Raw genomic sequence first — 22,743 nt, forward strand, 5'->3', positions numbered from 1 at the left:
GCATCCCCTGAGCTGGGGTGTTGCGACGATCACTAGAACTCAAGGGCAGAGCGGGGCCATTTCTCTCCCACCCGCCCGCAACCGGTGTCGCAAGACGATCCCTTGAGGGCGTTGGCGCCGGACTGCGCCGAGCGGGTGCTGGTGCGCAAGAGGGCATGTGTCACAGGGGTGCGTGGTTCCGTCGGCTCACCCGCGCACCTATCGTCGGGCCCATGTTCGCCGTCTACGCCGCCCGAATCGACCGCGACCAGCCGCTCAACGGCCTTGAGTTGGGGGAGCGACCGGCTCCCGAGGCCCGTCCCGGCTGGAGCACCATCACCGTACGGGCCGCTTCCCTCAACCATCACGACCTCTGGTCCCTGCGCGGCGTCGGCCTCCCGGAGGACCGGCTGCCGATGATCCTCGGCTGCGACGCCGCCGGGGTCGACGCGGACGGCAACGAGGTCGTCCTGCACTCCGTCATCGGCCAGACCGGCCACGGTGTCGGCCCGAACGAGCCGCGCTCCATCCTCACCGAGCGCTATCAGGGCACCTTCGCCGAGCAGGTCGCCGTGCCGACCTGGAACGTGCTGCCCAAACCCAAGGAGCTGTCCTTCGCCGAGGCCGCCTGTCTGCCGACGGCGTGGCTGACGGCGTACCGGATGCTGTTCACCAACGCCGGGGTACGGCCCGGGGACTCGGTCCTCGTGCAGGGCGCGGGCGGCGGGGTTGCCACGGCCGCGATCGTGCTCGGCAAGGCGGCGGGGCTCCGTGTCTTCGCCACCAGCCGGGACGAGGCGAAGCGGAAGCGGGCCGTGGAGCTCGGGGCCGTGGAGGCGGTGGAGTCCGGAGCGCGGCTGCCGCAGCGGGTGGACGCGGTCATCGAGACCGTGGGTGCGGCCACCTGGTCCCACTCGGTGAAGTCGCTGCGGCCGGGCGGCACGATCGTGATCTCCGGGGCGACGAGCGGGGACCGGCCCTCGCACGCCGAGCTGACCCGGATCTTCTTCCTGGAGCTGAAGGTAGTCGGCTCCACCATGGGCACCAAGGAGGAGCTGGAGGACCTGCTCTCCTTCTGCGCCGCGACCGGGGTACGGCCCGTCATCGACGAGGAGCTGCCGCTGGACCGGGCCCGTGAGGGCTTCGAACGGCTCGCGTCCGGGGAGCAGTTCGGGAAGATCGTGCTCACCAACAGCTGAGGATGCTCACCAACTCCTGAACTCCTGAGGATCCTGAATTCCTGAGGTTCCCGCAGAAGCTGGAAGGGTGGCAAAGGGCGGGTCCGGAGGTCCGGGCCCGCCTTTTGTGCACCAGGCGCGTCAACCGTGGTTGACATGAGCGGGGTGTCAACGTAGGTTGACATCATGAGTGAGGCAACCGATCTGGCGCAGCGTGCCGGGGATCGTGATCCGAGGGTCGGACTGCGGGCCGTGGCCGCGCTGCGCAGGCTGCTGGAGCAGCTGGAGGCGGTGCAGGTGCGCAGTGCGCGCAATCAGGGCTGGTCGTGGCAGGAGATCGCCGCGGAGCTGGGTGTCAGCAGGCAGGCCGTGCACAAGAAATATGGGAGGCAATGATGTTCGAACGCTTCACCAAGGACGCGCGCGAGGTCGTGCGGGGCGCGGTCGTGGACTGCCGGCGCACCGGGGTTCAGACCGTCGACGCCGAGCATCTGCTGCTCGCCCTCCTGGAGCGCGAGGGCAGCCGCGCCTCCTTCGCCCTGGCCGCTCTCGGGCTCGCGGGGCGCCGGGAGTCGGTGCGGGGGGCCTTGTCCCAGGCGCGGCGGCGCGCCGGGCTGACCCGGGCCGATGCGGACGCGCTGGCGGGGCTGGGGATCGACGTGTCGGAGATCGTGGCGCGGGTGGAGGAGGTGCACGGCGTCGGAGCGATGTCCGGCGACCGGAAGGACGGAAGCTGGTGGTCGGGGCGCCGGCCGAGCTTCAGCCGGGGCGCGAAGGACGTGCTGGAGAGGTCTCTGCGGGTCGCCCTCGCCCACCGCGACCGACACATCGGGGACGAGCACCTGCTGCTGGCGCTCACCGTCCTGCCGGGTGTGCCGGCCGAGGTGCTGGCCGACCACGGGGTGACATACGAGTCGGTGACGCGGGTGCTGTACGGAGACGGGCAGGAAGAGGCGAAGGCCGGCTGACCGGCCGGCGCGGCGCCGAGGGCGCATGCCCGCGCCGATTCCGGTCGGCCGCCCGCAGCCGCAGCCGAGCCACTCACCCCGGTCGGCGAGCTCGCCGAACAACTGCCTTCGGCAGCCGACGGCGCCGAGCCGGCCGTGCCGTCCCGGCCGTGCCTTGTCCGGCCCTGCGCACCGTCTTCAGGGGGAACCTTCCGGTGTGGGTCCCGGCCGTGCCGTCCCGGCAGGTCTCGTCGGGCCCTGCGCACCGTCTTCAGGGGGAACCTTCCGGTCCGGGGCCCGGCCGTCCGTCCCGGCCGGGCCTTGTCCGGCCCCGCGCACCGTCTTCAGGAGGAACCTCCCGGTCCCGGTCCCGGCCGTCTCGGTCAGGCCCCCGGTCAGACCGGACTGCCTCCGATCGGACCTGGGGCGGACCTCCGTCGGACCACGATCAGGCCACGGTCAGGCTTCCGATCGGCCCTCGGTCAGACTTCGGTCAGGCTCCCGGTCGGACCGGACTGCCTCCGATCGGACCTGGGGCGGACCTCCGTCGGACCACGATCAGGCCACGGTCAGGCTTCCGATCGGCCCTCGGTCAGACTTCGGTCAGGCTCCCGGTCGGACCGGACAGCCCTCGATCGGACCTGGGGCGGACCTCCGTCGGACCACGATCAGACCTCGGTCAGGCTTCCGAACGGCCCTCGGCCAGACCACGATCAGGCCTCGGCCAGGCTTCCGAACGGCCCTCCGCAGTCCACGATCAGACCTCGGCCAGTCCACGATCAGACCTCGGCCAGACCGAGGTCGGACCTCGGTCAGGCCTTGGGGCAGCCCCAGGTTCAGACCTTCGGTGCCCCAAGGATCACGCCGATGTGGGCCGCTGCCGTCGACAGGTGGCGGCGGGCGTCGCGGAGTTGGTCCTGGGTCACTCCGTGGTCGCGGGCCGCGTCGCGGATGTCGTCGCGGAAGCGGTCCAGGAGACGGTCCAGGTCGCGGGTCGGGTCGCCGCTGGACTCCTCGTGCGCCCAGGAGGGTTCGTACTCGGCGGGGAAGTCCTCCTTGGGGGAGACGTAGTGCGGGGCCGGGGGTGTGGCCGTGGGCTTGGAGGCCGGCTCCTCGGAGGTGCGGGGGGAGGTGTTCCAGCTCTTGCCGAAGTCGCCCAGCTCCCTGGCCAGTTCGGACAGGCCCTCGCGCACGCCCGTCGGCCAGTCGCCGTGGGCGAAGTGGTCCTGGACGCGGTCCTGGACCTGGCGGGCGATGCGCTGCATCTCCTCCTGCGCCTGGGCCCGTGCCCGTGTCTGCGCCTCCTGGGCCTGGCGGCGGGCCCGCTGGGCCTCCTCACGGGCCCGGCGGCTCTCGTCCTTGGCGCGGCGGGCCTGTTCCTTCCACTCCTGCTTGGCTCGGCGCATCTCCTCCTTCGCGGCCCGCCAGGACTCCTTGTCGGTGAGGTCGCCGTACTCCACGGAAGGGCCGGCCGTGCCCGTCCTGGTGCCCCGGCGGGCCTCGGACGCGGCGGCGCGCATCTCACGCCGCAGATCGCCGGCCGCGCCGCGCACATCGGCCTTTATCTCGGCGGCCAGTTCCGCGACCGACTCGCGGATCTCCAGCTCCAGGTCGGCCAACTCACCGCTGCGATCGGCCAGTTCGGCCCGGCCGGCGTCCGTGATGGCGTACACCTTGCGGCCGCCCTCCGTGGTGTGCCGGACCAGGCCCTCCGCCTCCAGTTTGGCCAGCCGGGGGTAGACCGTGCCCGCCGAGGGGGCGTACAGCCCCTGGAAGCGCTCCTCCAGGAGCCTGATCACCTCGTAGCCGTGGCGCGGGGCCTCGTCGAGCAGCTTGAGCAGATACAGGCGCAGGCGCCCGTGGGCGAAGACGGGGGGCATGTCAGAGCACCTTCTTGTCGGTCGTGCCAGCGGTTTCGTTGGACTGGCCAGCGGCCGGGGTGTCGTTGGCGGGGGTGGCGCCAGGGGTCTGCGCGGAGTCGGTGGGCCCGGTCTGCCACGGGGTGTCCGGCTCGTCCTCGGGCTGCGGGCGGCGCAGCAGGGCGATCGAGCCGGAAACCGTGGTGGCGCGGAGCCGGCCCGTGCCCGCGCCGAGACGGCCGGTGATCTTGTGCGCGCCCCACTGGCCGTGCACCCGCAGTCCGTCGAAGGCGTTGGAGATCGTGCCGCTCGCGGTGTTCGCCTCCACCTCGGCGTCTCCCGGATGGGGCAGGCGGATGGCGATCTCGCCGGAGACGCTGGTGAGGCCGACCTCCGTGGGGCCGTCCGGGTCCAGGTCGACGATCATGGAGCCGCTGACGGAGTCGGCCCGGACGGAGCGGCCGGAGCCGTCGACCACCGTCAGGTCGCCCGAGACCGACTTGAACCGCAGGTCGCCGGTGACGGCCTGGGCCTCCAGGTTCCCGGACACGGTGTCCGCGTGGACCGGGCCCGAGACGCCGACCAGGGTCGTGTCGCCGGTGACTCCCTTGACCACCGCGGGGCCGCGGATGCCGGAGACGACCGCGCCGGCGCCGACCACGCCGACCTCCACGCGGGTGTCGGCGGGGACGGCCAGGGAGACCACGGCGCTGCGCCGCCAGCCCTTGCGGTCGAGCCACTTCAGGAAGCCCTTCCAGGGCAGGTCCTCATAGGCCACGGTCAGGGTGTCGCCCTGCTGGGTGACCACCAGGGGCGGGCCCTCGATCTCCGAGATTTCCAGGCGGGCGGAACCTTCGTCCGTGCCCACCACGTTCACCGTTCCGTTGACGATGCGGACCTGGAGGTCGCTCACGCGGGTGTCAAAGGTCAGCTTCTGGGGCTCGGTGACGGACCACTCGGGCATGGGGACCTCCTCGGCAGGCACGGCCGCGACACGCCATATCGCGTCCTCTTGGAAACACGATATATCGTGGATTCCGGAAGTCAAGACACCCCTTCGTGTGAGAAGGCCGGCGTTCGATCCCGCACCCTCCCGCGTCCGGGAGACGGCCTACCCTGGGGGAGTAGGCCCGTCCCCATCAGGAGTGAGAGTTGTACTTCACCGACCGTGGCATCGAGGAACTGGAGAAGCGGCGCGGCGAGGAGGAGGTCACCTTCGAGTGGCTCGCCGAGCAGCTGCGGACGTTCGTCGATCTCAACCCGGACTTCGAGGTGCCGGTGGAGCGGCTGGCGACCTGGCTGGCGCGGCTGGACGACGAGGACGACGAGTAGGCCGGGGGCGGAGTGACGAGTAAGCCGGGCGCATAGTCCTGCAACCATCCTGGGTATTAGCCTCGTCACTGTCCAAGTGGGAGCCGTCCGGGGCCGGTTGACCTGGCGGCTCGGGCTCTGCGGGGGGGAGCGGAATGAGTCACATCCAGGACATCGAGCTGCCGGACGGCACGGTGGTCACCGCCCGGATCGGCGCGGGGGAGGCCTACGGCGACCAGGAGGACGTCGGCTTCACCGAGGCCGCCGTCGCCAAGGTCGAACAGCTCCAGGAACTGATCAGCGCAGTCGGCGGCACCGTGCTCGACGCCGCCCGCGCGGCCAAGCCGCACGAGGCCTCCATCAGCTTCGGCGTGGAACTGACCGCCAAGGAGGGCCTGGCCGTCGCCGTGCTCGCGCGCGGGGAGGCCAAGGCGTCCCTGGAGGTGACCCTCACCTGGCAGTTCGACCGGGGAACCGCGGGGGAGGGCGAGGGCGGAGCGGTGGGCGCATGAGCGAGCGCGACGACCGTCTCTTCGACCTCGTCCGGGCCGCCACCGTCCACCTGCTCCCCGCCGACGGGAAAGACGGCCCCTTATGGGGCAGCGGTTTCTTCGTCGCGCCCGGCTGGGTGCTCACCGCCGCCCATGTGCTGCGCCCGTACCTGGCGGCGGACCGCACGACCGCCTTCCGGGTGCGCGGCGAGGGCGTCGACGTCGAGGCCCGGCTCGCCGAGTGGCTGCTGAGCGACCCGCGCAACCCCAAGGTGCCGCTGGCCGAGGACCTGGCCCTGGTCCGGCTGACCGACGCGTACCCGCACGAGTGCGTGTGGCTCACCGACCGGGCCGCCCGCCACTCCGGCGCCCTGAAGGCCTGCGGCTACTTCCCGGTGCCGCCCGAGGCCCACTTCCGCATCGTGGACGCCGAGATCAACGGGCACGAGGACACGTACGGGCTGATCATCAAGCCCGACGTCGACTTCCCGAGCGGTATGTCGGGCGGTCCGCTGCTCGACCCCGGGACGGGTGCGGTCGTAGGACTCATCAAGTCGCGGCGCACGACGAGGGACGGCACCCCGACGGAGGGCGGCAAGGCCGTGGCGATCGCCGCGCTGCGCAGGTTCGGGGAGACGTACCGCGAGGTCATGACCGCCCACGACCGCTGGCACGGCGAGGAGCCGGTCTCGGAGACCGGGGACAACTGGATCGACCTCCAGTGCGGCCCGGCGGCCGATCCGGGCGCGGCCTGGACGCCCCGCGACCGCCGCAAGGCGCTCGCCCTGCTCGCCGCCCTGCCGCAGCCGCCCGACGAGCCCACCGTCAAGCTCATCGCCAAGGAGGCCCGCAGCGGCAACCAGTGGCCCGGCGGCACCCCCGAACTGCGCACCTGGCGTGACGGTCACGGCCTGCTGTACGAGGGCACCACCCCGCTCGACCCGCTCGTCTTCCTGCGCTTCCTCAGGCTCGTGGAGGCCCACGCCGGCGCGCGTGACGCAGGCAGCCCCCTCCTGGCCGGCTGGATCACCAAGCGGCTGCGCCACGACACCCGCCGGCACTTCCACGCCATGGTCCGTGACGTCGCCCTCCCTGACGAGCTGAAGCCGCCGCCCGAGGACCACGGCCCCGAGCGTGTCGTGATCTCCTACCCCGGCCCCGGCGAGGGCCCCGTCGTGGCCCTGCTGCTCGACCCGGTGATCGGCGCGCAGCCCGTCCGGTTCTTCTGGCAGATCTGGTACGACGACGGCGACGGCCTGCCCGAGGTGCACGAGACGGACTCCTCGGTGCACGGATACCGGCCCGACGAACTCGTCCAGGCACTCCGAGTCCCCCTCGGCGGGCTGCTGGAGTCCAAGGACCGGGAGGGCCACCCCGTACCGCTCGAAGTCGCGCTGCCCGCCGAGCACCTGGACACCGCCGTGCACCGGTGGCGGTTCGCGGACATCGCCGCGCTGTACGACCCCGGGCATCTGGGCGCGCGCCGCCGCCTGGTGCTGCGCGCCCTTGAGCGCCGGGGAGATCCGGACAATCTCTGGTTCGACCGCTGGCAGGGCATGGCGGCCGGGCACCGCTTCCAGGGCTGGCGCATGCCGCCGCCGGGCGCCGCGGACCCCTCCGGCTATCGCGGCACCGGGCGCGACCGCATCCCCGTGATGTGCCGGCCGGCCGGACAGGGGCCCGGGCGGGTCGCCATGAGGCACGCGCTGAACAGCGGCCACGCCGTCGCGCTGTGGCACATCGGCCCGCACCCGGAGCGCGGCGCCTGTCTGCCGGACTGCGACACGCTCCACGCGCGCGTGGAGAAGTTCCTTGAAACGCTCGGCTCGCTGGCCGAACTCCCCGACCGGCTGAGGCTCGTCCGGCAGGACATCAGCGAGCAGCGCACCGACAGCGCCTGGGCCGAACCGCTCGCCCTGCTCTACGACGACCCGCGCCGGCCCCTGCCGGGTGAGGAGACCGAACCGGTGGACGCGCCGTGAACACCGGCGAAGGCTGGCCGAAATCAACTGCGTATCCCGGCCGCCGCGGGTATGTTCCCAGGGGCCCGTTGCGGGCGCACGACGCCCCCGTCGGCCAGGACGTGGACCACCACCGATCGTCGGCGAGGAGCGCAGCATGAGCGAGTGGTTCGTCTACCAGGGCATCGGGCAGCCGGATCCGGCCAGGATCGACGCGCTGCCGGAACCGCCGCCCTGGCGGAGGTTCGACGCCCCGGCCGTCGACTACGACGTCCCGGACCTCGACTCGGCCACCCGTCGCAGGCTCGGCGAGCGCACCGTCCCGCTGCCCGTGCAGGACCCCGACGCCCTCGAACTCGTCAACGCGGCCCTGTACTTGAGGCGCCCCCTGCTCGTCACCGGGGAGCCCGGCGTCGGCAAGTCCACGCTGGCCCACTCCGTCGCCTACGAACTCGCCCTCGGCCGCGTCCTGGAGTGGCCGATCGTCAGCCGCAGCGAACTGCGTGACGGCCTCTACACCTACGACGCCATCGGCCGCCTCCAAGATGCCCAGCTCCCCGGCGAGGCCGCCGCCCAGGACATCGGCCGGTACATCAAGCTGGGCCCGCTCGGCACCGCCCTGCTCGCCGCCGACAAGCCCCGGGTGCTGCTCATCGACGAGCTCGACAAGAGCGACATCGACCTGCCGAACGACCTGCTGAACGCCCTGGAGGAGGGCCGCTTCGCCATCCCCGAGCTGCAGCGCATCGCCGACCGCACCCCCGAGGTGCGGGTCCTCACCGACGACGGCCGACGCGTCACGGTGACGGACGGTCAGGTCCACTGCCGCTCCTTCCCGTTCGTCGTCATGACCAGCAACCGCGAGCGCGAGTTCCCCGCCGCCCTGCTGCGCCGCTGCATCCCGCTCGACCTGAAGGCCCCGCGCGACGAGCGGCTCGCCGCCCTCGTCCAGGCCCATTTCGGCCAGGGCGCCTACGACACCAACCGCGATCTCGTCGACCGGTTCACCCAGGCCGAGGCGGACGGCGCGCTGCGCCCCACCGACCAGCTCCTCAACGCCATCTTCCTCTCCCAGCACGCCGCCCGCGAGGCCGGTCAGCGGCGCGAGGAGATCTCGGAGCTGCTCATGCAGCCCCTGGACCGAGGACCGCGCTAGCCCATGACCTCCCCCGCTCCCGACAGCGCGACGAGCGGCGTGAGCCCGGTGCTCACGGCGCTGGTCGCGCGTATGCGGGACGCGGGGATCGCGCCCGGGGTCGAGGAGCTGGCGGATGCGCTGTGGCTGGCGCACTGGCTTCCGGCGCCCGCGGGACAACCCGACCGGCCCGACCTCGATCCGCGCTCCGGCCCGGAACCGCCCGGGGCCCACGGCACGCCGCTCCCGCGCCCACCGCGGCCCCTTCCCCTGCCCGCCGAGGGCGACGAGCCCCGGCAGCCCGACAACGCCCGCCTGTTCGTCCCGGGCCCGGGCGGCGACGACGGCACCGACACCCGGATGACCCCGGTCCGCGTCCCCGCCGCACCCGCCCTGCCCGAACCCCTCGCCCTGCAGCGAGGGTTACGGCCCCTGCAGCGTTACCGCGCGCCCGTACGACCGGTTCCGCGCACCCTCGACGAGCAGGCCACGGCCGAACGCGCCGCCGAGTCCGGGCTCGTCCTGCCCGTCCTGCGCACCGACCGGCGCCGGGAGGCCCGTCTGCTGCTCCTGATGGACGTCTCCACCTCGACGGCCGTCTGGCAGCAGGCCCTGGACGAACTGCGCCAGGTCTGCGCCCGCGCCGGCGCCTTCCGCGAGGTGCAGGTGCGCTATCTGCACGAGGCGCCCGGCGGGCTCCCCGGCTGCGCGGCCACCCCGGAGCCGGGGGCCGTGCTCTACGCACCGGAGCAGCTCAGCGATCCGACGGGGCGACGGGTCACGCTGGTCCTCAGCGACTGCGCCGGGCCCATGTGGCGCAGCGGCCGCGTGCAGCGGCTGCTGCACCGCTGGGCGGCCACGGCACCCGTGGCCGTCGTACAGCCGCTGCCGCAGCGGATGTGGCTGCGGACGCATCTGCCCGCGCGGCGCGGGTTGTTGCAGCGGCGTGAGGGGCCGGCGGGATCGTTGCGGTTCCTGCCCGAACGGGGGACGGCCGAGGCCGGGGCGCTGCCGGTGCCGGTGCTGGCGCTGCGCCGTGAGTCGGTGGAGGGCTGGGCGCGGCTGGTGTCCGGTGCCACGGGGCAGTCGCTGGCCGCCGCGGCAGGGTGGGTGCGGGCCGATCATCCGGCGTCCGGGGCGCCCCTGCGGGCGGCGGAGGAGCGCAGCGGCGAGGAGCGGATACGCGCGTTCTGGCGTCAGGCGTCCTCGGAGGCGCGGCGGCTGGCGGTGTATCTGTCGGCGGTACCGCTGTATCTGCCGGTGATGCAGCTCGTGCAGCACGCGATGCTGGCCGGGAGCGGCCCGGACGTCCTCTCCGAGGTGCTGTTGAGCGGGCTGCTCGGGCGGCGGGAGGACGCGGACGACCTGCGGGCCGTGCGCTACGACTTCCTGCCGGGGGTCGCTTCCGGGCTGCGGTCGCGGCTGTCCGTCGAGGAGGCGGAGCTGCTCTTCAAGCACTGCTCCGAGTACGTGGAACGGAAGTTCGGGCGAAGCGCGCGGAACTTCCCCGCGCTGGCCGGGGCGTTTCTGCGGGGAGCGGTGCCGCCGGACGGGGAGTTGCCGGCGGGCCCGGGGGAGCCGGAACCGGCAGGGCTACGGGCGTTCGCCGAGGTCTCGGCGGCGGTGCTGCGGGACCTGGGCGCGCGGTTGCCGCCGGTGCCGGTGGCCGCGGCGGCCGGGCAGCTGCCCGCGGAGCTGCTGGAGCTGGGGCGGCGGGCACTGGACCGGTTCTACGAGGAGGGCCTCACCCGGGAACTCGACACGGCGGTGGGGTACTTCGGGGTCGCGGCGACCGATGCCCGCTCGGACACGGAGCGGGTCTCCGCACACGAGGACCTGGCCGACGCGCTGCTCACCCGGTGGCGGGTGCGGCGCGTGGGGGACGACCTCAGGGAGGCCTGGGAGGCGGTCGAGCACACTTCGTCCGTCTCCGGGCGACTCGTCCGGGGACTGGTGTGCTGGGCGCAGGCGCAGGAAGTGCGGTACGAGGGGGTCGACTTCGACGGTATTCCGGAGAGCCTGCGGGAGTGGGCTCGGCAGGAGCCTCGGCGAGCCGGGGAGCGGGCTCTGCGCGTGTTGCTGTACGTGGCCGAAGCCAGTCTCGTGGCCGTCCTGGACGCGGGGGACGCGCCTGCGGAGCGACGCAAGGTCGCTGCCGAGGTGCTGACGGATGTGCGGCGCGACATGGCGGAGCTGGGACCGGACGAAGGGATCGACGCCGAGTTCTGGTACGTCCGTCACCTGGAGCGGGCCGGCGACGCGGTGGAGGTATGGCTGGGGGGCCTGGACGGGCTTGTCGTACGGGGGCGGCTGTGGCTGGACCTGGCCCGGCAGTATGCGGGGCAGGGGCCGGTCGCCAGGCCGGCACCCGACCGGTGGCGTGCCGAGTACTGTGCCGCGCGTGCCGGTGACGACCTCGTCGCGGCGGCCGGCGACGAGAGCCTCCTGCCGGACGCGGTGCGCTGCCGGGTCTGGCTGGACGCGGCGGCCGCCATCGAGATCGAGCAGCCCCCACGCGAGGACGGCCGGGAACGGCGGACGCTGCTGTACGCGGTTGAGGAGGCCCTGCGGGCCGCGGGCGACGACGAGGAGCTCAGGTTCGAGTGCCATGTGTGGGCCGCGAGGATCTACGGCGACCGCTACGCCCACTCCGCGGACCGGACCCAGCTGGACCGCGCCATCGACGCGTGGTCGGAGGCCGGGTCGCTGCTCGGCCTGGACGACCCGCGGCGGCCGGAGACGGCAGCCGACCTCGGTCGTGCCCTGCTCGAACGGTTCGTACAGGCGGGGTCGCCGGACGATCTCGCCCGGGCCGTCCATGTGCTGCGCCGCGCGGTCGAGCAGTCCCTGCCCGACGATCCCCAGCTGCCCCTGCGGCGCCGGAATCTGGCGGACGCGTACATCATGCGCTACCGGAGGACCGACGTACTGACCGAGCTGTACGAGGCCGACTGGCTGCTCGGCGAGGCTGTCCGCGGTGCCGACGACCCGGTGCACCTCGCCCAGTGCTGGAACAGCCGCGCGTACTTGGCCCTGGAGCTGTACGGGCGCACCGAGGCGGTCACGCACCTGCACACGGCGATCGACTGCTTCGGCAAGGCTGTCGCGTACGCCGAGGAGGCGGGCGACGACGCACTGGCGGCCGAGGCCCTCAGGGGGCGTGCCCGGGCACGGGAGCGGCAGGGCAGACCCGTCACGGCCCGGAGCGACTACGAACGTGCCCGACGTCTGACCGACCCCGCGAGTCCCGGCGACCTCGACCAGCGCCCCTCCCGCCTGTCCCCCGAAACGGCCTACGAGTGACCCTTCCCACCGACGACACCCACATACCGCTCCCGGAGATCGCCCCGCCCGACCGCACCGACCACCCGGTGCTGGCCGCGATCCTCGCCGAACTCCGGGCACGGGAGGGGGAGGCCGTCGTCGTCGCCCACTACGAGGACGCGCCATGAGGGCCCACCCGACATGGCCGTACGACACCCTGGACACCCGTGCCCACGAGGCCGTGCCGTTCCGGCAGTTCGTGCTGAAGGTGCACGGCCGCTGCAACCTCGACTGCACCTACTGTTACCTCTACCAGGGCCCCGACCACGGCTGGCGCGACCGCCCGCGGAGCACCGGCGCCCGCACCATGCACCGCACCGCACAGCGCATCGCGGAGCATGTCCGCACCCACCGCCTCGACGCCATCCGCATCGAACTCCACGGCGGCGAACCCCTCCTCACCGGCCCCGGCCCGGTCCTCGCCTACGCCGACGCCGTACGCGCGGCTGTCGACTGCCAGGTCACCGCCACGGTCCAGACGAACGGCACACGGCTGACGCGCAGGACCCTCGACCGCCTCGCCGACGCCGGGATCCGTGTCGGCCTCAGCCTCGACGGCGGCCGCCCCGCGCACAACGCCCGCCGCGTCGACCACGCCGGCCGGCCCGCCTGGCCCGCCGCCCGCGCGGCAGCGCTACGGCTCGCCGGGCGACCGGAGTCGTACGCCGGAATCCTCTGCACGATCGACCTGGCCGCCGATCCGCTCGACATCTACCGCTCCCTGCTCCCACTGCGTCCGCCTGGCGTCGACTTCCTCCTGCCGCACGCCAACTGGGGGACATATGGCCGGCCCCCGGGCAGGTACCGCCCCGCCCCCACCCCTTACGGCGACTGGCTCACCGCCGTGTTCGACGCCTGGTGGGACATGAAGCGGCCCGAAGCCCCCGTCCGCATCCGCCTGTTCCAGGAGATCGCCGCCCTCCTCCTCGGCGCTCCCAGCCGTGCCGAGGCCGTGGGGCTGTCGCCCGTGGCGGCCGTCGTCGTGGAGACGGACGGTGCCATCGAGCAGGTCGACGCCCTCAGGTCGGCGTACGAGGGAGCTTCCGAAACCGGACTGGACGTCCACCGGCATTCCTTCGACGAGGCCCTCCGCCACCCCGGCATCGCCGCACGCCAGCTGGGCGAGGGGGCGCTTGCCGACGAATGTCTGAGCTGTCCCGTCGGGAAGGTGTGCGGAGGGGGGAACTACGTGCACCGGTACGCTCCCGGGACCGGATTCCGGCACCCCAGCGTCTACTGCGCCGACCTGGAACGGCTCATCCGCCACATCGCGCACCGGCTGACCGGAACCTTTGCTCAACTCAGCACCTCTGAAGCCGACTTGACGCACAATTGAATAACCTGTGCACACTCGTGACCAGGTTCAGTCGAGGGGAAACGGCGAGATGGCGGCGGAACTCGGACACGTCACGGTGGTGTTCGCCGGGCAGAGCGAGTCCTGGGCCAAGTGGATCGACCACCAGATCCGGGCCGCGGGACGGGGCACCACTCTGATCAGGTGGAACCCGCTGCGGCGCCCGCCGTCCGCCGAGGCGTTCGCCGAGCTGCTGAGCGCGCCGGGGCGCGTGCTGCTGGTGATCGACGACTGGTACGAGCGGCTCGGCGCCGAGCGGTTCGACGCCTGGGCCGAGGCGCTGCGGCAGGTGCTGCCGGCGTACCAGGACCGGATCGCGGCCGTGAGCATCACCGCCCGGCCCATGCCGGAGGCCGTCATCGCCCTGGCCCCCGTCGAACTGCGCGGACTCAGGCCGGAGATCGCGCGCAGCCGCGTGCTGGAGTGCGCGGGCATCCCGGCCCCGGGCACCCTGATCGACCTGCGCCGCGGCCCCCGGTTCCCCGACGACCCGCCGGACGTGTGGCAGGTCCCGCGCCGCAACCGCCGTTTCATCGGCCGCACCGAACTGCTGGAGAAGGTCTACGGCGCCTTCTCCGCCGCCGGGCCCGACGGCGCCGCCGTGGCGCTGCTCGGCCCGGGCGGCTTCGGGAAGACACAGCTGGCGCTGGAGTACGTCCACCGGTTCGCCGGGGAGTACGACATCGTATGGTGGGTCAGCGCTTCCCAACGCGTCACCGCCCGCCAGCAGTTCGCCGACCTCGCGCCCGCGCTGGAACTGCGCGACGCCGGTGATCTCGCGACCACCATCACGGCCGTACGGCGGGTACTCGACCGCACCCAGCGACCCTGGCTGCTGGTCCTGGACGGCGCCGGGGACCCGGAGCGGCTGGTCGACCTGCTGCCCGAGGGGCGCGGGCACGTCCTGATCACCACGACCCGCAGTGAGTGGGGCGCCCACGCCGAGAACATCGCCGTGCCCGTCTTCGAGCGCGGTGAGAGCGTCGCCTTCGTCTCACGGCGCACGCAGCGGCTCAGCGACACCCAGGCGGCGCGCCTCGCCGAGGCCGTGGAGGACATGCCGCTGCTGCTCGACCAGACGGCCGCCTGGCTGGACATCAACCCGACCGTGCCGGTCGACGACTACATCCGGGACATCCGCGACGGCCGCCCGGACCGCTTCGGCGTGATGCCCTCCGGCCAGTACCCGGAGAGCTTCGAGGTCGCCTGGGCCAAGCTCGTCAACACCCTGCGCGAGGGCTCCGAGTCCGCCTGGCAGCTCCTGAACCTGCTCGTGTGCTTCTCGCACGACGTGGTCCCGGTACGGCTGCTGCAGACGGCCCGGCACGGCGATCTGCCCGCCGAACTGGCCGAGTTGATCACCGAGCCCAGCAGCTGGAACACCGCGCTGCGCCGGCTGTCGGAGATCACCTCCATGCGCATCGAGTACGAACCCGGCCCGCGGATGGACACCCAGACCGTCGGCACCCTGCGCATGCACCGCCTCTTCCACCGCTTCGTCCGCTCCATCCAGTCACCCGCCGACGCCGAGCGCTATGCGGCGGCCGCCCGCAAGGTCCTGGTCTCCGCCGACCCGCGCGACTCCTCCTCGGCCGGCAACTGGGCCCGGTACGCCGCCCTCATCCCGCACCTGGAACCGTCCCGCGCCCTGGAGTCGGCCGACGACGACGCCCGGGAACTCGTCCTGAACTGCATTGAATACCTGCGGATGCGTGGCGAGTACCACGACGGCTGGTGGCTCAGCCGTACGGCCGTCAAGCACTGGCAGTCCAGCTCCGGCGACACCGACCGCTCGGTGCTCGTCGCAGCCCACCAACTCGCCAACATGCTGCGCCGCCTCGGCCGGTACGAGGACGCGAAGACCGTCGGCCAGGAGACCCTCGGGCGTCTGGAACGCGCCGACGACGTACGGCCCATCGAGATCATCCGCGCCAAGGACGGCCTCGGCGGCACCCTCATGGCGCTCGGCCGGTACGGCGAGGCCCGCGCGCTGTTCGAGGAGGCCGCCACGGCCGCCGCCGCGGAACTCGGCGGGGAACATGTGCCGCGCACCCTCGCCGTCCGCAGCAACCTCGCCGTCGCCCTCGGCCTCCAGGGCCACTACGCCGAGTCGCTCGCGCTGCACCGCAAGGTCTTCGAGGCCCGGCTGGACATCCTCGGCGGCCGTGACGCCCTCACCCTCAACTCCGCGCTGCACACCGCCTGGATGCTGCGGCTGCTCGGCAGCTACCGGGAGGCGCTGGCCATCCAGGGCCACAACTGCCGGGTGCACAGCCAGGTGCTGGACCGCACCCACAGCCAGACCCTGCTCGCCGAGCACAACCTCGCCCTGTGCGCCCGCCGCGTCGGCGACCTGCAGTTCGCGCACGCCATGCTGCGCGGGGTCCGGGAGAAGCTGATCCGCAGGCGCGGGCCGCTGCACCCTGAGACGCTGATGGTGTCCTGCGACTACGCGATGATGCTGCGCGACCTGGAGCGCACCGAGGAGGCCCGCGACCTGGCCGAGGCCACCGCCACCCACTACGCCGCCCAGCTCGGCGAACGTCACCCGTACGCGATCGGCGCGCGGGACAACGTGGCGACCATCATGCGGGACCTGGGCGAGCACCGGGTGGCGCTGGACCTGTCCAGGCAGGCCGCACGTCAGATGCGGCGGGCCGTCGGCAAGGACCATCCGTGGGCCATCGGCTGCGCCAAGAACGAGATCGCCGCGCTGGCCGCCGTAGGAGAGACCGACGAGGCGGCCGAGCTGGGCCGGGAGGCCGCCGGCCGCTCCGCACGCGTCCTGGGCGACGCACATGTGCTCACCATCAGCCTGCGCGCCGGACTCGCACTGGACCTGGCCGAGCTGGGCCGGCTGGAGGAATCGGAGACCCTCCACCGGGACGCGGTGACCCGCCTCACCTCCCTCCTGGGCGCCGACCACCCCCACACCCGCCACATCCTCGAACGGCACCGCCCGTACTGGGACTTCGAGCCGCAACCGATCTGACCGACGGCACGGCAGTTTCCCAGGGGCGCGGGGAACTGCGGGACCAGCCACGACGCAGCCGCACACGCTCTCAACCACCCCCATGGGCAGACGAAAGGGCCCGGTGCCGAGCAAGAAACTCGGCACCGGGCCCCAACATTCGGCTGAGCCGCCGGAGGCTTACGCCTCGAAGACCTCACGCACCAGCTGCTCCTGCTCGGCCTGGTGCCGCTTGGCGGAGCCGACGGCCGGGGACGAGCCGTGCGGGCGCGAGATGCGGCGCAGGCGCTCGCCGTGCGGGACGTCCGCGCCGACCGCGAGATCCAGGTGGTCGATCAGGTTGAGCGCGATGAACGGCCAGGCACCCTGGTTCGCCGGCTCCTCCTGCGCCCACAGGTACTTCTCGGCGTTCGGGTACTTCTTGATCTCCGCCTGGAGCTCGGCACCCGGCAGCGGGTACAGCCGCTCGATGCGGATGATCGCCGTGTCCGTGGCGCCGCGCTTCTGACGCTCGGCCTCCAGGTCGTAGTACAGCTTGCCGGCCACGAAGACGACCTTGCGGACCGCAGCCGGGTCCACCGTCGCGTCGCCGATGACGGGACGGAACTGACCCGACGTGAACTCCTCCGTCTTCGACGCGGCGGCCTTCAGGCGCAGCATCGACTTCGGGGTGAAGACCACCAGCGGCTTGTGGTGCGGGTTGTGCACCTGCCACCGCAGGAGGTGGAAGTAGTTCGACGGCAGGGTCGGCATGGCGACCGTCATGTTGTTCTGCGCGCAGAGCTGGAGGAACCGCTCGACACGGGCCGAGGAGTGGTCCGGGCCCTGGCCCTCGTAGCCGTGGGGGAGGAGCAGCGTGACGCCGCTCGTCTGGCCCCACTTCTGCTCCGCCGCCGAGATGTACTCGTCGACCACCGTCTGCGCGCCGTTGACGAAGTCACCGAACTGCGCCTCCCACATCACGAGCGCGTCGGGGCGGGCCAGCGAGTAGCCGTACTCGAAGCCCATGACCGCGTACTCGGACAGCAGGGAGTTGTAGACGTTGTAGCGCGCCTGCTCCTCGGCGAGGTACTGCAGCGGGGTGTACTCCTCGCCCGTCTCGCGGTCGATGAGGACCGCGTGGCGCTGGCCGAAGGTGCCGCGCTGGGAGTCCTGGCCGGACAGCCGGACCGGGGTGCCCTCAAGGAGCAGGGAGCCCACAGCGAGGGTCTCGCCCATGCCCCAGTCGATCGTGCCGTCCTCGACCATCGTCGCCCGGCGCTGCAGCTGCGGCAGCAGACGCGGGTGCACATGGAAGGTGTCCGGGATGTTGACCTGGGACTCGGCGATGCGCTTGACGACCTCCGAGGAGATCGCGGTGCTCGCGGCGACCGGGAAGTCCGCCTGCGGGTCCGGCACCGGGCCGGTGCCCTGCGGGGACGTGACGGCCTCGCGGACCTCCGTGAAGACCTTCTCCAGCTGCCCCTGGTAGTCCTGCAGGGCCTGCTCGGCCTCTTCCAGGGTGATGTCGCCGCGACCGATCAGGGACTCGGTGTAGAGCTTGCGCACCGAGCGCTTCTTGTCGATCAGGTCGTACATCAGCGGCTGGGTGAAGGCCGGGTTGTCCGACTCGTTGTGACCGCGGCGGCGGTAGCAGATGAGGTCGATCACCACGTCCTTGTTGAACGCCTGGCGGAACTCGAAGGCCAGGCGCGCGACGCGGACCACGGCCTCCGGGTCGTCGCCGTTCACGTGGAAGATCGGGGCCTCGATCATGCGGGCCACGTCCGTCGCGTACATGGAGGAACGCGAGGACTCGGGGGCCGCGGTGAAGCCGACCTGGTTGTTGATGACGATGTGGACCGTGCCGCCGGTGCGGTAGCCGCGCAGCTGCGACATGTTCAGGGTCTCGGCCACCACGCCCTGGCCCGCGAAGGCCGCGTCGCCGTGCAGCGCGACCGGCAGGACCGTGAAGTCCGTGCCGCCCTTGTTGATGATGTCCTGCTTGGCGCGGGCGATCCCCTCGATGACCGGGTCGACCGTCTCCAGGTGGGACGGGTTCGCGGCCAGCGAGACGGTGATCTGCTCGCCGTCCAGGCCGGTGAAGGTGCCCTGGGCGCCCAGGTGGTACTTCACGTCGCCGGAGCCGTGCATCGACTTCGGGTCGAGGTTGCCCTCGAACTCGCGGAAGATCTGCGCGTACGACTTGCCGACGATGTTCGCCAGCACGTTCAGCCGGCCGCGGTGGGCCATGCCGATGACGACCTCGTCCAGGCGGGACTCGGCCGCGGAGTCGATCACCGCGTCGAGCAGCGGGATGACGGACTCGCCGCCCTCCAGCGAGAACCGCTTCTGGCCGACGTACTTCGTCTGCAGGAAGGTCTCGAAGGCCTCCGCCGCGTTCAGGCGGCGCAGGATCCGCAGCTGCTCCTCGCGCTCCATCTTGGAGTGCGGGCGCTCCACGCGGTCCTGGATCCACTTGCGCTGCTTGGGGTCCTGGATGTGCATGAACTCGATGCCGATGGTGCGGCAGTACGAGTCGCGCAGCACGCCGAGGATGTCGCGCAGCTTCATCAGGGACTTGCCGGCGAAGCCGCCGACCGCGAACTCGCGCTCCAGGTCCCACAGGGTGAGCCCGTGCTCGGTGATGTCCAGGTCGGGGTGCTTGCGCTGCTTGTACTCCAGCGGGTCGGTGTCCGCCATGACGTGGCCGCGGACCCGGTAGGAGTGGATCAGCTCGAAGACGCGGGCGGCCTTGGTGACGTCGTCGTCGTGGCTGGCGTCGATGTCCTTGAGCCAGCGGACCGGCTCGTAGGGGATCCGCAGGGCCTCGAAGATGTCGTCGTAGAAGCCGTTCTCGCCCAGGAGCAGGTTCGCGACCTGGCGCAGGAACTCGCCGGAGGCGGCGCCCTGGATCACCCGGTGGTCGTAGGTCGACGTGAGCGTCATGACCTTCGAGACGCCGAGCTTGTTCAGGGTGTCCTGGCTGGTGCCCTGGAACTCCGCGGGGTAGTCCATGGAGCCGACGCCCATGATCACGGACTGGCCGGGCATCAGACGCGGCACGGAGTGGACGGTGCCGAGGCCACCGGGGTTGGTCAGGGAGACCGTGACACCGGTGAAGTCGTCCATCGTCAGCTTGCCGTCACGGGCGCGGCGGACGATGTCCTCGTAGGCCTGCCAGAACTCGAAGAAGTTCAGCGTCTCGGCCTTCTTGATGGCGGCCACGACGAGCTGGCGGTCGCCGTTGGGCTTCACCAGGTCGATGGCCAGGCCGAGGTTGACGTGCGCCGGCTTGATGAGGGTCGGCTTGCCGTCCTTCTCGCCGAACGCGTAGTTCATCGCCGGCATGGCCTTGATGGCCTGCACCATCGCGTACCCGATGAGGTGCGTGAAGGAGATCTTCCCGCCGCGGGCGCGCTTGAGGTGGTTGTTGATGACGATGCGGTTGTCGAACAGCAGCTTCACCGGGACCGCGCGGACCGAGGTGGCCGTCGGCAGCTCCAGCGAGGCGTTCATGTTCTTCGCGACCGCGGCGGCCGGGCCGCGCAGCGTGACCAGCTCGGGTCCCTCGGGAGCCTCCGTGGCGGGGGCAGCGGCCTTCGGCTTCGGCTGAGCGGGCGCCTGTGCGGGTTGCGCCGGCTTGGCCGGGGCCGGGGCCTTGGCCGCGGGAGCCGGCGCCGGGGCGGGGGCCGCGGCGGGCTTCGGGGCGGCGGGAGCCGGAGCGGCGGCGGCCTGGGGGGCCGGGGCCGCGGGCTGGGCCTGCGGGGCCGTGGTGGTGGCTGCGGCCCCCGCGGCCGCAGTACCCGCCGCAGCCGGGGTGACAGGAGCACCCGGCTTGTAATCGGCGAAGAAGTCCCACCAGGCGCGGTCTACCGAATTCGGGTCCTGGAGGTACTGCTGATAGATCTCGTCGACGAGCCACTCGTTCGGACCGAACGCGGCAGCGGGGTTCTTCCCGGCTTGGTCGTCGGTGGAGACGCTCGGGTTACTGGGGGACTGTGGCGACACGGCGGCAACCGCCCTCTTCCGCTTCACAAGGTGATGGACAGCGGGAATAAAGGCTACGCCTCTGCGGCCGGGAAGGTCAGGTCGAGCAAGGTCATCGTCGCGTAAGTCACATCGGAAATCTTGTTTCAGGGCTTGATATGGCGGGAAACAAGCGTGGTTCCGCAGGTGAGAGGGTGCACTGGCCCTGGCCCGGCGCGCCGCTCTCGTGCGGATCGCGCGGGCCTGCCCCTGATCACACGTGTCCAGCTGCACGGCAATGGCACGGACGCTCGTGGATCTTGTGCTTCCGGTGGGAACTTTACGTCAACTTGGAACGGAAGACAGTCCCGGAAGGGTGACGATGATCCGGCAGCCCCGATCGGATTCGGCCACGCCGATCCGGCCGCCATGCAGATCCACCGCCCAGCGGGCGATCGCCAGCCCGAGCCCCGTACCGCCGTCGCTGCCCGGACCGTGCGGCCGGGTCACCGCGCCCCGGTTGAACCGCTCGAACACCCGGTGCCACTCCGAGCGCGGAATGCCGGGCCCCTCGTCCAGGACCTCCAGCTCCAGCGACTCCGGCTGCGGCCCGCGCCGCGCCTTCACCGTCACCCGGCCGTGCGGCGGGCTGTGCTTGACCGCGTTGTCGATCAGATTGGCGACGACCTGGTGGATCCGCTCGGGATCCGCGTGCGCGGTCAGCTCCGGCGGGGAGACGTCCAGGTGCAGATGGACGTCGGTACGGGTGTGGCTGCCGGAGCCGGAGGCGATGCCCGCGCGCGCCGAGGCGACCATGTTGGCCTCCTTCAGCACGCCCGACAGGTACGGCCACACCTCGAAACGGCGCATCTTCAGCGGTACGACGCCGTTGTCGAGCCGTGACAGGTCCAGCAGGGTCTCCACCAGCCGGCCGAGCCGCTCGGTCTGCTTCAGGGCCGTCCGCATGGTCTCCTGGTCGGCCTCGGTGACCCCGTCGACGATGTTCTCCAGCACCGCGCGCAGCCCGGCGATGGGCGTCCGCAGCTCATGGGAGACGTTCGCGACCAGCTCTTTTCGCTGGCGGTCCTGGGCCTCCAGCTCGTCCGCCATGACGTTGATCGTCTGGGCCAGATCGCCCAGCTCGTCCCGGCGGCCCTGGCTCACCCGGCGGGTGTAGTCGCCCTGCGAGATCGACCGCGCCACCGCGTTCATCTCGTCCAGCGGCATGGTCAGCGAATGCGCCACGAACTGCGTGATCAGCAGCGTGGCGATCATCGAGAAGACGGTGATGAAGCGCAGCTCGGTCTTGGTGTGCACCGCGACGATCGACAGTCCGGTGGTGATCAGCACCGCGATGACGACGAGCGCGCCCAGCTTGGTCTTGATCGAGAACGGGCGTACGCCGCCCCAGGGATCCTCCCCGGGGCTCCTCCGCGCGGCCGGGCGCCCGTCGCTGCTCATGGCGTGGGCGTCTCCAGGGCGTACCCGACGCCGTGCACGGTGCGGATCCGCTCGGCGCCGATCTTCCGGCGCAGCGCCTTGATGTGGCTGTCGACCGTACGGGTGCCGGAGGCGTCCGCCCAGTCCCACACCTCGGCCAGCAGCTGCTCCCGGGAGAGCACCGCGCGCGGGGTGTTCGCCAGGCACACCAGCAGGTCGAACTCGGTGGGCGTCAGATGGACGTCCTCCGACTTCACCCGCACCCGGCGCTGCGCGTGGTCGATCTCCAGCTCACCGAGGCGCAGGATGCCCGAGCGCGGCGTCGTGGCGGCCAGCGCCGCCCGCTCCACCCGGCGCAGCAGCACATGCACCCGCGCGGCCAGCTCCCGCATCGAGAACGGCTTGGTCATGTAGTCGTCCGCGCCGACCCCGAGACCGACCAGCATGTCCGTCTCGTCGTCGCGCGCGGTCAGCATCAGCACCGGTACCGGGCGCTGCGCCTGCACGCGCCGGCAGACCTCCAGGCCGTCGAAGCCCGGCAGCATGATGTCGAGGATCAGCAGGTCGGGCTGCCAGGCCTCGGCCGTGTCGACGGCGGCCGGGCCGTCCGACGCGGTCTGTACGAGAAATCCCTCGGCGCGCAGCCGGGCCGCGATGGCGTCGACGATCGTGGGATCGTCCTCGACGACCAGTACCCGGCGCTGTGCGCCCGGGGTGGTCGTCGCCGCGCCGCTCTGGGAGGTGTGTGTCTGCTCCATCGCCCGCCCCTGCTTGTTGCTTTCCGGAACCCGTGGGGTGATCCCATGTCTGCGATTGACGCTTGAATGATCCGCGTCAGGGCAGCA

16 protein-coding genes are annotated in these 22,743 nt (G+C 71.9%); 11 read left to right on the forward strand and 5 right to left on the reverse strand.

Going from position 1 to position 22,743, the window contains the following annotated elements; genetic code table 11:
* Nucleotides 1-212 precede the first annotated feature (212 nt).
* The 3 genes from AV521_RS41090 (at nucleotide 213) to AV521_RS41100 (ending at nucleotide 2,125) form a co-directional block, all read left to right on the forward strand.
* Nucleotides 213-1,178, forward strand: a complete 966-nt coding sequence (locus AV521_RS41090; protein WP_076096463.1) for a zinc-binding dehydrogenase — start codon at nucleotides 213-215, stop codon at nucleotides 1,176-1,178.
* Between the two features lie 165 nt (nucleotides 1,179-1,343).
* Nucleotides 1,344-1,553 carry a helix-turn-helix domain-containing protein gene (locus tag AV521_RS41095; RefSeq protein WP_023546835.1) on the forward strand — a complete coding sequence of 70 codons (210 nt, stop codon included), beginning with the start codon at nucleotides 1,344-1,346 and terminating at the stop codon, nucleotides 1,551-1,553.
* Nucleotides 1,553-2,125: a Clp protease N-terminal domain-containing protein gene (locus AV521_RS41100; protein WP_076096547.1), complete on the forward strand. Its 573-nt coding sequence runs from the start codon at nucleotides 1,553-1,555 to the stop codon at nucleotides 2,123-2,125. Before AV521_RS41095 ends, AV521_RS41100 begins: the two co-directional genes overlap by 1 nt.
* 815 nt (nucleotides 2,126-2,940) lie before the next feature.
* On the opposite strand, the gene AV521_RS41105 is transcribed toward AV521_RS41100, so the two are convergent.
* Nucleotides 2,941-3,984, reverse strand: coding sequence for a PadR family transcriptional regulator (locus AV521_RS41105; protein WP_076096465.1), 1,044 nt, complete (start codon nucleotides 3,982-3,984; stop codon nucleotides 2,941-2,943).
* Nucleotide 3,985: 1 nt separating this feature from the next.
* A complete protein-coding gene (locus AV521_RS41110) occupies nucleotides 3,986-4,927 on the reverse strand; it encodes a DUF4097 family beta strand repeat-containing protein (RefSeq protein ID WP_076096467.1) in 942 nt (313 codons plus the stop codon).
* A gap of 188 nt (nucleotides 4,928-5,115) precedes the next feature.
* On the opposite strand from AV521_RS41110, the gene AV521_RS41115 reads away from it, so the two are divergent.
* From AV521_RS41115 to fxsT, 8 genes are all read left to right on the forward strand, one after another.
* On the forward strand, nucleotides 5,116-5,295 hold the full coding sequence (locus AV521_RS41115) for a DUF6104 family protein (RefSeq protein ID WP_003992906.1): 180 nt from the start codon (nucleotides 5,116-5,118) through the stop codon (nucleotides 5,293-5,295).
* 134 nt (nucleotides 5,296-5,429) lie between these two features.
* Nucleotides 5,430-5,786 (forward strand): CU044_2847 family protein, encoded by a 357-nt coding sequence (locus AV521_RS41120; RefSeq protein ID WP_076096469.1) that lies wholly within the window; start codon nucleotides 5,430-5,432, stop codon nucleotides 5,784-5,786.
* Nucleotides 5,783-7,747 (forward strand): trypsin-like peptidase domain-containing protein, encoded by a 1,965-nt coding sequence (locus tag AV521_RS41125; RefSeq protein WP_076096471.1) that lies wholly within the window; start codon nucleotides 5,783-5,785, stop codon nucleotides 7,745-7,747. The genes AV521_RS41120 and AV521_RS41125 overlap by 4 nt, the downstream gene beginning before the upstream one ends.
* A gap of 136 nt (nucleotides 7,748-7,883) precedes the next feature.
* On the forward strand, nucleotides 7,884-8,882 hold the full coding sequence (locus AV521_RS41130) for a MoxR family ATPase (protein WP_076096473.1): 999 nt from the start codon (nucleotides 7,884-7,886) through the stop codon (nucleotides 8,880-8,882).
* 3 nt (nucleotides 8,883-8,885) lie between these two features.
* Nucleotides 8,886-12,164, forward strand: coding sequence for an SAV_2336 N-terminal domain-related protein (locus AV521_RS41135; RefSeq protein WP_076096475.1), 3,279 nt, complete (start codon nucleotides 8,886-8,888; stop codon nucleotides 12,162-12,164).
* On the forward strand, nucleotides 12,161-12,313 hold the full coding sequence (locus tag AV521_RS49825; protein WP_179023786.1) for a hypothetical protein: 153 nt from the start codon (nucleotides 12,161-12,163) through the stop codon (nucleotides 12,311-12,313). The genes AV521_RS41135 and AV521_RS49825 overlap by 4 nt, the downstream gene beginning before the upstream one ends.
* Nucleotides 12,310-13,521, forward strand: a complete 1,212-nt coding sequence (locus AV521_RS41140; protein ID WP_079249665.1) for an FxsB family cyclophane-forming radical SAM/SPASM peptide maturase — start codon at nucleotides 12,310-12,312, stop codon at nucleotides 13,519-13,521. The genes AV521_RS49825 and AV521_RS41140 overlap by 4 nt, the downstream gene beginning before the upstream one ends.
* A 49-nt stretch (nucleotides 13,522-13,570) precedes the next feature.
* On the forward strand, nucleotides 13,571-16,531 hold the full coding sequence (gene fxsT / locus AV521_RS41145; RefSeq protein ID WP_076096477.1) for an FxSxx-COOH system tetratricopeptide repeat protein: 2,961 nt from the start codon (nucleotides 13,571-13,573) through the stop codon (nucleotides 16,529-16,531).
* A 159-nt stretch (nucleotides 16,532-16,690) separates the two neighbouring features.
* Here the strand turns inward: fxsT and AV521_RS41150 are convergent, their stop codons facing one another.
* The 3 genes from AV521_RS41150 to AV521_RS41160 all read right to left on the reverse strand — a co-directional run bounded on the left by AV521_RS41150 (nucleotide 16,691) and on the right by AV521_RS41160 (nucleotide 22,656).
* A complete protein-coding gene (locus AV521_RS41150; RefSeq protein WP_076096479.1) occupies nucleotides 16,691-20,500 on the reverse strand; it encodes a multifunctional oxoglutarate decarboxylase/oxoglutarate dehydrogenase thiamine pyrophosphate-binding subunit/dihydrolipoyllysine-residue succinyltransferase subunit in 3,810 nt (1,269 codons plus the stop codon).
* Between the two features lie 303 nt (nucleotides 20,501-20,803).
* Nucleotides 20,804-21,919 carry a HAMP domain-containing sensor histidine kinase gene (locus tag AV521_RS41155; RefSeq protein ID WP_076096481.1) on the reverse strand — a complete coding sequence of 372 codons (1,116 nt, stop codon included), beginning with the start codon at nucleotides 21,917-21,919 and terminating at the stop codon, nucleotides 20,804-20,806.
* Nucleotides 21,916-22,656, reverse strand: coding sequence for a response regulator transcription factor (locus AV521_RS41160; protein ID WP_076096483.1), 741 nt, complete (start codon nucleotides 22,654-22,656; stop codon nucleotides 21,916-21,918). The genes AV521_RS41155 and AV521_RS41160 overlap by 4 nt, the downstream gene beginning before the upstream one ends.
* Between the last annotated feature and the right edge of the window lie 87 nt (nucleotides 22,657-22,743).

The sequence above is a fragment of the Streptomyces sp. IMTB 2501 genome (genome assembly GCF_001953885.1).
Taxonomy (GTDB): Bacteria; Actinomycetota; Actinomycetes; order Streptomycetales; family Streptomycetaceae; genus Streptomyces.

Coding starts and splice junctions, on each gene's coding strand:
- AV521_RS41155 (WP_076096481.1), bottom strand. CDS start 21,919: ATGAGCAGCGACGGGCGCCCGGCCGCGCGGAGGAGCCCCGGGGAGGAT.
- AV521_RS41120 (WP_076096469.1), top strand. CDS start 5,430: ATGAGTCACATCCAGGACATCGAGCTGCCGGACGGCACGGTGGTCACC.
- AV521_RS41130 (WP_076096473.1), top strand. CDS start 7,884: ATGAGCGAGTGGTTCGTCTACCAGGGCATCGGGCAGCCGGATCCGGCC.
- AV521_RS41110 (WP_076096467.1), bottom strand. CDS start 4,927: ATGCCCGAGTGGTCCGTCACCGAGCCCCAGAAGCTGACCTTTGACACC.
- AV521_RS41140 (WP_079249665.1), top strand. CDS start 12,310: ATGAGGGCCCACCCGACATGGCCGTACGACACCCTGGACACCCGTGCC.
- AV521_RS41125 (WP_076096471.1), top strand. CDS start 5,783: ATGAGCGAGCGCGACGACCGTCTCTTCGACCTCGTCCGGGCCGCCACC.
- fxsT (WP_076096477.1), top strand. CDS start 13,571: ATGGCGGCGGAACTCGGACACGTCACGGTGGTGTTCGCCGGGCAGAGC.
- AV521_RS41100 (WP_076096547.1), top strand. CDS start 1,553: ATGTTCGAACGCTTCACCAAGGACGCGCGCGAGGTCGTGCGGGGCGCG.
- AV521_RS41105 (WP_076096465.1), bottom strand. CDS start 3,984: ATGCCCCCCGTCTTCGCCCACGGGCGCCTGCGCCTGTATCTGCTCAAG.
- AV521_RS41135 (WP_076096475.1), top strand. CDS start 8,886: ATGACCTCCCCCGCTCCCGACAGCGCGACGAGCGGCGTGAGCCCGGTG.
- AV521_RS41090 (WP_076096463.1), top strand. CDS start 213: ATGTTCGCCGTCTACGCCGCCCGAATCGACCGCGACCAGCCGCTCAAC.
- AV521_RS41160 (WP_076096483.1), bottom strand. CDS start 22,656: ATGGAGCAGACACACACCTCCCAGAGCGGCGCGGCGACGACCACCCCG.
- AV521_RS41095 (WP_023546835.1), top strand. CDS start 1,344: ATGAGTGAGGCAACCGATCTGGCGCAGCGTGCCGGGGATCGTGATCCG.